Consider the following 8,482-nt stretch of genomic DNA (forward strand, 5'->3'; position numbering starts at 1 on the left):
CAACGCCGCCCCTGGGCCTTCCACCTGAAGCCTAGGAGGTTTCCATGCAGCAGCAACCCGAAGTTCTGGCCACTGCGGCACCGCCGCAGGTATCCGGCACCGGACCCAGCGCGGAGGCTACCACGCGCGCCGCGGAGTCCATCGACCTTGCCGCTTCGCGCAGCGAATGCGCGGCCGTGGTGATGGTGCATATCCGGCGCAACCGCATCGGCGTGGTGGCCTCGCTCGACATGGGCGGCCTGCACACCGTCGCCCGGGTCTGGACGCGCGATCCGCGCGGCGGCTGGGCCACGCGCGACGCCGAGTTCATCGCCGAAGAGGACCGCATCGGCCTCGAGCTGGCGGAGTACCTGGACGCGCTGGATCTGCCCACGCGCGTCGCCGACATGTTGCCCCGGCCGCCGACCGCCGCCGGCGTCGCCGCGATGGCCGAGGCCGAGAAGGAGGTGCGCCGTGCTTGAGCTCGCCCTGCTCTCGATCGCGCCGGCCGTGGGCGGCGCGCTGCTGTACCGGCTGTGGAGCACGCGCCCGCGGCGCGCCACGCACGCCGGCCTGGCCGTGGGCCAGATCCCCGTCGCCCTGCGCCGCCGGCGCATGGCCGTGCGCCGCGAGGTGACCCATGGCTGAGCGCAACGATGCGCCGCGCCGCTGGGCGCGCACGGTGGTGATCGACGGGGTGCTCGCGCTGCTGACGCACACGTACGACAGCGACGCGGAGCGCTACTGCATCGGATGCACCGTCCAAGCCGACCACGCCGAGGTGTCGATCAAGATCCACCTGTCGAAGCCCGCGACGCAAGATGCCTTCGACGACGCCGCCACCTGGCTCCCGCAGCAATGCCTCGAGCGGGTCAAGCAGTTCGGCATGACGCCGGTCGAGCTCACGCCCGAGGAGGCCGCAGCCGCTGGCGAGGGCGCGCTCCCCACACTCAAGCGCATAGTCGAGGCGGCCGACGCGCATCCGTTCAACCCTATCGGGCACGTCATCGAGCACGTCGTGCCTGAGGCGCGTGAGGTCGCCGCGCGCCATGCGCAGGAGCCCCGCCATGACTAATAACAATCCTCGCGAGACCCCCCGCCCGCAGCGGGTGTGGGGCTACTACAACAACGGAAACCTGTGGGGCATCGCGCACACGCGCCGTGACGCAATCAAGGAGGTTGAGACGATCACGGGAGATCCGTGGGCGAAGGCGAAACGCTACATGGAAATCCACCGCGTCATCGTCACCAAGGAGCCCCGCCATGACTGAGACGATGAACGCGATGAAACCTATTCTTTCTTTCCACGGAGACCCGGCAATCAAGGCCCTGCACGTCGCCCAGGCCGAGCACCACGCCGCCGCCGACATGCTGCGGGCCGGCACCTACGGGATCATTGATGGCGACCGCTTCCGTGGCTGCTCGGTCGCCTGCTTTGCGCGCGATATCAATCCAGATGCCAAAGTGTTACACCATGAGGTTGTCGCCGCCGCGCGCGGCCTCCCCGTCTGGCTCATCCGCCTCCAAGAATCAATATTTGAAGGATTGCCGGAGGAGGACCGTGCCGGTTTCCACGTCGAACTGGCAAGGCGCATCCCTGACGGGGTGGACCTCGAACCGGTACAGCACTGGATCGCCATCGCACGCATCGGCCGGATGCTGGCTGCGCAGCGCAAGGCGTTGGAGGCGGGGCACCCCAGTGACGTAACCGAGGCCATCCGCCAAACGATAGACGCCTTGGATGTCGCCGAGCGCGCCCACGAGGCCGCGGCGGAAGGCGATCCGGGCTCGCTATCGGCAGCGGAGTCGGCGGCGTGGGCGGCGGCGGCGGCGACGGCGCAGTCGGATTCGGCGGCGTGGCCGGCGCAGTCGGATTCGGCGGCGTGGGCGGCGCGGTCGGCGGCGGAGTCGGCGGCGCGGTCGGCGGCGGAGTCGGCGGAGTCGGCGGCGGAGTCGGCGGAGTCGGCGGCGGAGTCGGCGGATTCGGCGGCGTGGGCGGCGGAGTCGGCGGCGTGGGCGGCGTCGGTGTCGGCGTCGGTGGCGGTAGCGGCGGCATGGCAAGCAGAGCGCGACGCGCTGTTCGCCGCCTTGGATCGCGCGCAGGGGGCGCAGCCATGACTAAGACGATGGACATGCTGCTGCCGTGCCCGTTCTGTGGATCGGACGCGCTCGATCAGCGACCCAACGACTTCCTGGACGCAACGGGCGCGAACGTCGTGCGCTGCGCTTGGTGCCACGGCGCGGCGCCGATGAGGACGTGGAACCGCCGCGCACAGCCCGATCCCGAGGGCGCGGGGGAGGTGGAGGCGTGGGAGCGCCGCCTGCGCGGTCGCGCAGGTCCGTTCACTGCGCGAGAAGGCGAACGGTACGTCGAGGCTGACGTAGCTCTAGAAGCCTTCCGATTCGCCCTCGCCGCCAAGCCGCAGGGCGATGGCGCGCGGGTGACGGAGGACGCCGGAGTCGATGCCTTTCTCGCTGAGGTCCGCACCGAGCTGATCCGCGCCCGCGCGAAGTTCCCCGGCGATCGGCTCATGACGATTGCACTGGCCGAGGAGTTCGGCGAGCTGTGCAAAGCCGTTCTCGATGAGCCTTCGGCGAACGTGCGGAAGGAAGCCGTGCAAACCGCGGTCATGGCTGCGCGCGTGGCGCTCGACGGCGACAGCTCGGTCAACGAGTGGCGGCGGGAGCGCGGACTGGACGCCCTCGCCCGCGTGCAGGGAGGTGCGAAGTGAGCCGCGAGCGCCCCATCCTGCGTCCGATGATGGACACCCTGCGCCGCGCGATCGAGCACGGAACCGAGGACGAGCTCGGCGTCGCGATCCTGCGCCTCAACGACGCCAAGGCGCTGCTCGCCGCCCTCGCCGGCGACCCGGCCGGCGAGACGCTGCCCGACGTCCAGGCGCGCACGATCACCCTCGCCGAGCTGCAGGCGATGTGCCCGCCGCCGGCGTGGATGCAGGCCGAGGAAGCGGCGGCCCTCGAAAGGCTGTTCGCGATCGCGCAATCGGACACCGGCCAGGCGCGCCGCGCCGCCCGCTTCCTGCTGGCGTGGTGGAACGCCGGCAGGTTTGGCGGCTTCAACCTGACCGACCTGTGGGGCGTCGATGCGGACGTCGCACGCGACATGCACACGGTGTTCGGCCTGGTCGCCCGGGTGCACCGCTACCCGGACACGCTCGGCTTCGGCGAGCGCCTTCAGGCGATCGCGCGGGTGCGGCTGGACCGAGAGGAGGAGCCATGACGCAACGCCAGATCCCGCACGAGGAGCCCCTGCCTGCTTGCCGGGCGGGCCACGCGGCGCGGCACATCTTCGACGCCCGCCGGCCCGGCGCCGGCGGCGGCCACCTGGTCGAGTGCGCTTGCAGCCAGACGCGCAAGCACGCCGAGTTCGCCGACGCGCTGGCGGCGTGGAAGCGGATGCACCGGATCCGCACCCCGCGGCCGCGGCCCGCGGCGAACGTCGTCCAGCTCGGCCTGCGCCTGGGAGGGGGGCATGCGCGGTGATCGACCCGGCATTGATCGAAGCCCATCGCAGGGAGTGCGAGGCGCGCGACTGGCTGCGCAAGGGCTACACCACCGCGGTCAAGGTGGACGAGTTGATGGCGAGGATCGCCGAGCGGCGCGGGTACCAAGCGGCCAACGAGCTGCGCGAGGAAATGCGCCGGCAGTGGGCCCGACGCCGGGAATGGATGGAGGCGGACCTGCCGTGAGCCCGCTGATCGTCCCCTTCCCCGTGCTGCAGCGCGTGTGCGCACCCGAGGGGCCGCCGCCGCGGCTCTCCACCGTCCGCCGGTGGGCGGAACGTGAGGGCATCCGCTACAAATACGACGGCCGCGGCGGCATCTGGACCACGGTCGACGCGCTGAACGCGGCCCTTGGCATTACCCAACTCCCGACAGAGATATCGAGCCCCGAGGAACTGATCTGATGGGTGGAAGAAAAAGGAAGTTCAAGCCCGACATCCCCGCGCACATCGACCAGGCGGCCCTGCCGAAAGGGATCTACTGGGAGGACAACCGCTGGTACATCCTGGAGCCGCACCCGGAAGGCGGCCGTCCGCGCAAGCGGACGGTCGCCTATGCGAGTGCGCGGCTTTCGGAGCTGCATGCGATCGTCGAAACGGCACGCGGCGAGGATCCCCGCGGCAGCGTGTCCTACATCACCGAGCAGTTCCACCGTTCCAGCGAGTTCGCCAGCTTGGCGCCGCGCACGCAGAAGGACTACCGATGGCTGGCGCAGGAGGCCTGCAGCTATGTGCTCAAAGACGGATCGCCGCTGGGCCGGTACCCCGTCGACCGGATGACCGTGCCGATGGTGCAGCGCCTTGTCGAATCGCTCGCGATGGGGCGACCGGCCGCAGGCCTTCAGCCGGCTCTGCCCGCTACGCCGACGAAGGCAAACCACATCCTGCGCTACCTGCGCCGCGTGTTCGCATGGGGCATGCGGCACGGCCTGTGCAGGCTCAATCCGGCCAAGGGAGTGCGCCAGGTCGCCGAGCGCGGCGACAACCGCATGCCCGAGCCCGAGGCCTTCGCCGCGGTGCTGCGGTTCGCGCGTGAGCGCGGCCAGCGCATGGCGCACACCGAAGGCAGCGTGCCGCCCTACCTGTGGGCGGCCATGATGCTGGCGTACAACCTGCGCCTGCGCGGCCTTGAAGTGTGCACGTTGACCGACGCGCATGCCGACGACGTCGGCATCCGCAGCAACCGGCGGAAGGGCTCGCTCGATAACGTAACCCGGTGGAACGCGGAACTACGCGAGGCGTGGGAGTTCCTGCAGGACTACCGTCGCCGCGTGACGGAGGCGAACAAGCGCCCGGTGCCGCTACGCCCCGAGCAGCGCCGGGTGATCGTCAGCCAATCGGGAACGCCGCTCACCAAATCGGCGCTCGACACCGCGTGGCAGCGGATGATCACAATGGCGATCCGGGAGCGGGTGATCACGCCGGACCAGCGCTTCAGCCTGCACGGGCTCAAGCACCGCGGCATCACCGACACCGCAGGCAACATCGCAGACAAGCAGGACGCAGCCGGCCACCGCGAGCGGCGTATGACCCAGCGCTACAACCACGAGCTGCCGGTCGTCGAGCCGCCGAAGCTGGCCAAGCCGCGGAAGTGATTGCCGAGCCGACGAACGGTCGCCCCGGGTCTTGACAGCGCTACGCGGTCATGTGAGCATAGTTCCACGGCCGGGCAATCCCGGCCGGCACCCACCGGCGGTGAGTAGCCGGGATACCTCAACAGGAGATGATCATGAGCCAGGCGCACATCGAGAAGTCCGTCACGATCAAAGATGCCGTTGCTCACGGCCGTGCCGGCGTCGCTGTGAAAGTGCAACTCGGCAATCGCGAGGCGTATGACGGGTTCTTCTTCTACGAAGAGGACGCCCAGGGCAAGTACCTGGAAGGCTCGTACTCAGCGCTCGATTACTACGACCACGAGGGTGGGCAGATCCGCCGGAACTTCGGCGATGTCAGCTTCGCGGTTTTCGACAGCGTTGAAGAACTGCGGTCTCATTTCGAGGCCCTTCCGATTTCCGGCCTGGTCGTCGATCTCGCGGGCACGGACGAAAAAGTGTTCGACGTGAACGCCGGCGGGTGGGTGCTGTAATGGACTGGCATCGTGAGTACGTAGCAGAGTCGATCAAGCGCTTCGAGCTCGACTCGTTCCGCCGGGACCCCAGCTTCGAGTGGCTCCAGCTCGTCGCGGCGCAGAACCCGCGGATAGCGGATCACGCGAGAACTGTCGCTCTTGAAGCCGGCGATACCCACGGCGCTGCCGTCGCCGAGACCGTCCGAAACAGCGTTCAGGGCAGGCGCCCGCGCGTGTCGCCGAAACAGGGCTTCGTTGTGGCGCGCATCCTCGCGGAAAAGTACGGAACAGCCAGGGCGGTCGCGGCGGCGCTTTATGGGCTCACGGACGAGGAGATCAATGATGCAAGCGTCTGACGACGGGCTCGATTTCAGCGAGCTCAGCGACGATCAGATCGTGGAACTAGCGGTCGCCCTGGCGCGCGAGGCGATGCGTCGAAATCCGGCGCTGCAAGCTGCCTTTTCCCGAGCCCTGCTCGATGAGCGCGAGCGCATCGAGGCCGCGGCGCGCGGAAGCGCGCAGGCTAAGCGGGCCGAGGCGGCGCGTCTCGAACGACAGGCCCGCGCCGCGGCAGAGGCCGTTGCGAACGAGCGCGAGCGCCGGCGGGTGCAAGATGCGCTCATCGCGTATCTTCGAGCCGGCGCCGCTATTGTTGGGAACCAGGCCGAGAACATGTCCCTGATCTGGGACCGGGATCCGATACAAGCCCGGGGGAAAGCACCGAAGCTGCGGCTCAATCTCGGCCGGCAAACATGGAGCCTTGTCGAGTACGAAGTGGCCTCCGGCGAGCTGTATACATCGCCCGGCTTGCGTGATGCGCGCCCGGCGCTCCTGGCGTGGTGCCGGGAGGCGGCAGCCGCGATCCAGGCGCTTGGAATCGACAGGACAACACAAATCCGGGGAAACGAAGGATGAGCAAGGCGCTTACGAATCCGCTGCAGGCGCTTGTCAAGCGTGCCGCGCAGACGCTGCCGGCCACGACGGGCAAAGTAGCGGCTCAGCAGGAGCGGCTAGATCGCCGCCGCGGTCAGATCGTCATTCTTGCCGACGTATCGGGGTCGATGGGGGCCGAATCCGGAGACGGTCGCCGCAAGATCGACGTGCTGCGCGAAGCAGTGAGCGCGGCGCGCGGCGGCGCGCGGCTCGTAGCGTTCAGTTCGCAACCGTGCGACGTCGATAGTATTCCCGAACCTGAAGCCAACACCAACCTGGCCGCGGCGCTCGATTATGTACGCGCGTCCGATCCCGGCGTGACGCTTCTGATCAGCGACGGCGAGCCCGACAACGAAGCCGCGGCGCTTGCTTCGGCGAGGAAGTTCCGCGGTGCGATCGACGTGCTCTATATCGGCCCGGAGTCGAACACGCGTGCGATCGCTTTTATGCGCAAGCTCGCCGCTTCTGCCGGCGGCGATCTCATGGTCAACGACATCGCAACGCCGGCCGGCGTCCGCTTGCTGACTCAGCGCATCGCCGGGTTCTTGCCGGGGCCGCGCGCGTGAGCAGTCCTCAGTTCCAGCGTAAAGTGCATCGTGCCCGCCGCGCCCTCGAAGCGGTGGGTCACGCCTATCCGCACGCGTGGCGCCAGTTCGACGGCTTCCGCCGGCAACGCGGGCAGCCCAACTTCGACTGGCCGGATTGGTGCTACATGCCCATCGCCGGCGGCTACGCCGTCGTGAGCGGTGGCGGTGATCGGCGGGTGCCGTTCGCCCACGCCGACCACCCTGCCATCATGACGGCGCTCGGCGCCTGGCGCATGACGCAGGGCATCTACCGCTTCGATCCTGCGCTGCTGCCTGCGCTGCTGGAGACACCGCTCGAGGGAGACATCCCCGTCGAGCATCTGCAGCGCTTGCCGGAGTGGTGCGTGTACGTCGATCTCGCCGCTGCGGACCTCGCACCTGGACTGCACGGCGCGTGGATGCACATGGAGTACGACGTCAACACCCGCATGCCCGAGTTCCGCGTCGTGCTCGATTGCGCGCGTGACCCGCGGCAGCCTTTCGCCGCCGACGGCGTGCACGCTCTCGCGCTACCGTTGGCCGGCAGCATCGAGGACTCGCTCCGCGCGCTCGAGCGCAGCGCACGCCACCAGGCCGAGCACGCAGGAATGCCGTGGTCAGCGGAGACCGTCGAGGGCCTCCAGCGCAGTCGCGACATCTTCGAGCCGCTGCTGTCGCTCGCGCTGTACCTGTGTGCCGACGCCGACATCACTCGGCGCGGCAAGCCCGAGATGCCGCGCAACCCCGCGCCGGTGCGCTCCGGACGGCAGTGGCTGCTGCATCCTGCAGCCGGCCCGGTCGAGTGGGATGTGGGCGTGCGCATCGGGGCTGCACTGCGTGCCGCGTACCAGCGCGAGGAGACTGGACAGCCCGCCGCCCCGACCGGCCGGCACGTCCGCCCGCATGTGCGCCGCGCGCACTGGCACACCATCCTGTCCGGCCCGCGCAAGCGCGAGGACGGCACGGAGATCCCCGCGACCGAGCGCCAGCGCGAGCTGCGCTGGATGCCGCCGATCCCGGTCGCGGTCGAGGACTACGACACCCTGCCCGCGACCGTGAGGCCAGTACGATGACCCGCAACATGAACACCCCAGTGGCCCGCTGGCGCGCCCGCATGGGGCTCTCGCAGCGCGCTGCGGCCGAGGCGCTGGGCATGGCCCTGTCGAGCTACCAGGACCAGGAGCGCGGCATAAACCGGCAGACGGGCCAGCCCATCCGCACCCCGCTTACGCTGCTGCTCGCGTGCGCCGCGATCGAGCGCGGCATCGCACCGGTTGAGTAGCGAGGAGCGCCTTCATTTTCCCGGGCATTTTCCCGGAGCAACAAAAAAGGGGCCTAGCGTCGCAGCTAAGCCCCTGTTTTTTATGGTGGGCCGTGTTGGAATCGAACCAACGACCAGCGGATTAAAAGTCC

The 8,482-nt window shown here is 69.1% G+C and carries 17 protein-coding genes; all 17 read left to right on the forward strand.

Going from position 1 to position 8,482, the window contains the following annotated elements; genetic code table 11:
* The first annotated feature begins 44 nt into the window (after nucleotides 1-44).
* The 17 genes from EDC50_RS15915 (at nucleotide 45) to EDC50_RS15990 (ending at nucleotide 8,351) form a co-directional block, all read left to right on the forward strand.
* Entirely contained in the window at nucleotides 45-461 is a 417-nt protein-coding gene (locus EDC50_RS15915) for a hypothetical protein (protein ID WP_123771502.1), read from the forward strand.
* A complete protein-coding gene (locus EDC50_RS16475) occupies nucleotides 454-627 on the forward strand; it encodes a hypothetical protein (protein WP_170167647.1) in 174 nt (57 codons plus the stop codon). Before EDC50_RS15915 ends, EDC50_RS16475 begins: the two co-directional genes overlap by 8 nt.
* Nucleotides 620-1,054, forward strand: a complete 435-nt coding sequence (locus EDC50_RS15920) for a hypothetical protein (RefSeq protein WP_123771504.1) — start codon at nucleotides 620-622, stop codon at nucleotides 1,052-1,054. The genes EDC50_RS16475 and EDC50_RS15920 overlap by 8 nt, the downstream gene beginning before the upstream one ends.
* Nucleotides 1,047-1,250 (forward strand): hypothetical protein, encoded by a 204-nt coding sequence (locus EDC50_RS15925; RefSeq protein ID WP_123771506.1) that lies wholly within the window; start codon nucleotides 1,047-1,049, stop codon nucleotides 1,248-1,250. The genes EDC50_RS15920 and EDC50_RS15925 overlap by 8 nt, the downstream gene beginning before the upstream one ends.
* On the forward strand, nucleotides 1,243-2,097 hold the full coding sequence (locus EDC50_RS16480) for a hypothetical protein (RefSeq protein ID WP_158635720.1): 855 nt from the start codon (nucleotides 1,243-1,245) through the stop codon (nucleotides 2,095-2,097). The genes EDC50_RS15925 and EDC50_RS16480 overlap by 8 nt, the downstream gene beginning before the upstream one ends.
* A complete protein-coding gene (locus tag EDC50_RS15935; RefSeq protein ID WP_123771508.1) occupies nucleotides 2,094-2,711 on the forward strand; it encodes a hypothetical protein in 618 nt (205 codons plus the stop codon). The genes EDC50_RS16480 and EDC50_RS15935 overlap by 4 nt, the downstream gene beginning before the upstream one ends.
* Nucleotides 2,708-3,220: a DUF7673 family protein gene (locus EDC50_RS16750; protein ID WP_242003048.1), complete on the forward strand. Its 513-nt coding sequence runs from the start codon at nucleotides 2,708-2,710 to the stop codon at nucleotides 3,218-3,220. The genes EDC50_RS15935 and EDC50_RS16750 overlap by 4 nt, the downstream gene beginning before the upstream one ends.
* A complete protein-coding gene (locus tag EDC50_RS15945) occupies nucleotides 3,217-3,483 on the forward strand; it encodes a hypothetical protein (protein ID WP_123771510.1) in 267 nt (88 codons plus the stop codon). Before EDC50_RS16750 ends, EDC50_RS15945 begins: the two co-directional genes overlap by 4 nt.
* A gap of 11 nt (nucleotides 3,484-3,494) precedes the next feature.
* Nucleotides 3,495-3,689, forward strand: coding sequence for a DUF7696 family protein (locus EDC50_RS15950; RefSeq protein ID WP_425477951.1), 195 nt, complete (start codon nucleotides 3,495-3,497; stop codon nucleotides 3,687-3,689).
* The gene (locus tag EDC50_RS15955; protein WP_170167648.1) at nucleotides 3,686-3,907 is read left to right on the forward strand and encodes a hypothetical protein; all 222 of its coding nucleotides are present in this window, start codon (nucleotides 3,686-3,688) and stop codon (nucleotides 3,905-3,907) included. The genes EDC50_RS15950 and EDC50_RS15955 overlap by 4 nt, the downstream gene beginning before the upstream one ends.
* Entirely contained in the window at nucleotides 3,907-5,097 is a 1,191-nt protein-coding gene (locus tag EDC50_RS15960) for a site-specific integrase (RefSeq protein ID WP_123771517.1), read from the forward strand. Before EDC50_RS15955 ends, EDC50_RS15960 begins: the two co-directional genes overlap by 1 nt.
* A gap of 134 nt (nucleotides 5,098-5,231) precedes the next feature.
* The gene (locus EDC50_RS15965) at nucleotides 5,232-5,588 is read left to right on the forward strand and encodes a hypothetical protein (protein WP_123771519.1); all 357 of its coding nucleotides are present in this window, start codon (nucleotides 5,232-5,234) and stop codon (nucleotides 5,586-5,588) included.
* Nucleotides 5,588-5,926: a hypothetical protein gene (locus tag EDC50_RS15970; RefSeq protein WP_123771521.1), complete on the forward strand. Its 339-nt coding sequence runs from the start codon at nucleotides 5,588-5,590 to the stop codon at nucleotides 5,924-5,926. Before EDC50_RS15965 ends, EDC50_RS15970 begins: the two co-directional genes overlap by 1 nt.
* Entirely contained in the window at nucleotides 5,913-6,485 is a 573-nt protein-coding gene (locus EDC50_RS15975; RefSeq protein ID WP_123771523.1) for a hypothetical protein, read from the forward strand. The genes EDC50_RS15970 and EDC50_RS15975 overlap by 14 nt, the downstream gene beginning before the upstream one ends.
* On the forward strand, nucleotides 6,482-7,069 hold the full coding sequence (locus EDC50_RS15980) for a vWA domain-containing protein (protein ID WP_123771525.1): 588 nt from the start codon (nucleotides 6,482-6,484) through the stop codon (nucleotides 7,067-7,069). The genes EDC50_RS15975 and EDC50_RS15980 overlap by 4 nt, the downstream gene beginning before the upstream one ends.
* A complete protein-coding gene (locus tag EDC50_RS15985; RefSeq protein ID WP_123771527.1) occupies nucleotides 7,066-8,142 on the forward strand; it encodes an AcrVA2 family anti-CRISPR protein in 1,077 nt (358 codons plus the stop codon). Before EDC50_RS15980 ends, EDC50_RS15985 begins: the two co-directional genes overlap by 4 nt.
* On the forward strand, nucleotides 8,139-8,351 hold the full coding sequence (locus tag EDC50_RS15990; protein WP_123771529.1) for a helix-turn-helix domain-containing protein: 213 nt from the start codon (nucleotides 8,139-8,141) through the stop codon (nucleotides 8,349-8,351). Before EDC50_RS15985 ends, EDC50_RS15990 begins: the two co-directional genes overlap by 4 nt.
* Nucleotides 8,352-8,482: the final 131 nt, after the last annotated feature.

Source organism: Vulcaniibacterium tengchongense (assembly GCF_003814555.1).
Taxonomy (GTDB): Bacteria; Pseudomonadota; Gammaproteobacteria; order Xanthomonadales; family Xanthomonadaceae; genus Vulcaniibacterium; species Vulcaniibacterium tengchongense.

Excerpts from the sequence above, each read along its gene's own strand:
- EDC50_RS15915 (WP_123771502.1), top strand. The coding sequence starts at position 45 with ATGCAGCAGCAACCCGAAGTTCTGGCCACTGCGGCACCGCCGCAGGTA.
- EDC50_RS15920 (WP_123771504.1), top strand. The coding sequence starts at position 620 with ATGGCTGAGCGCAACGATGCGCCGCGCCGCTGGGCGCGCACGGTGGTG.
- EDC50_RS15925 (WP_123771506.1), top strand. The coding sequence starts at position 1,047 with ATGACTAATAACAATCCTCGCGAGACCCCCCGCCCGCAGCGGGTGTGG.
- EDC50_RS16480 (WP_158635720.1), top strand. The coding sequence starts at position 1,243 with ATGACTGAGACGATGAACGCGATGAAACCTATTCTTTCTTTCCACGGA.
- EDC50_RS15935 (WP_123771508.1), top strand. The coding sequence starts at position 2,094 with ATGACTAAGACGATGGACATGCTGCTGCCGTGCCCGTTCTGTGGATCG.
- EDC50_RS15945 (WP_123771510.1), top strand. The coding sequence starts at position 3,217 with ATGACGCAACGCCAGATCCCGCACGAGGAGCCCCTGCCTGCTTGCCGG.
- EDC50_RS15960 (WP_123771517.1), top strand. The coding sequence starts at position 3,907 with ATGGGTGGAAGAAAAAGGAAGTTCAAGCCCGACATCCCCGCGCACATC.
- EDC50_RS15965 (WP_123771519.1), top strand. The coding sequence starts at position 5,232 with ATGAGCCAGGCGCACATCGAGAAGTCCGTCACGATCAAAGATGCCGTT.
- EDC50_RS15970 (WP_123771521.1), top strand. The coding sequence starts at position 5,588 with ATGGACTGGCATCGTGAGTACGTAGCAGAGTCGATCAAGCGCTTCGAG.
- EDC50_RS15975 (WP_123771523.1), top strand. The coding sequence starts at position 5,913 with ATGCAAGCGTCTGACGACGGGCTCGATTTCAGCGAGCTCAGCGACGAT.
- EDC50_RS15980 (WP_123771525.1), top strand. The coding sequence starts at position 6,482 with ATGAGCAAGGCGCTTACGAATCCGCTGCAGGCGCTTGTCAAGCGTGCC.
- EDC50_RS15990 (WP_123771529.1), top strand. The coding sequence starts at position 8,139 with ATGACCCGCAACATGAACACCCCAGTGGCCCGCTGGCGCGCCCGCATG.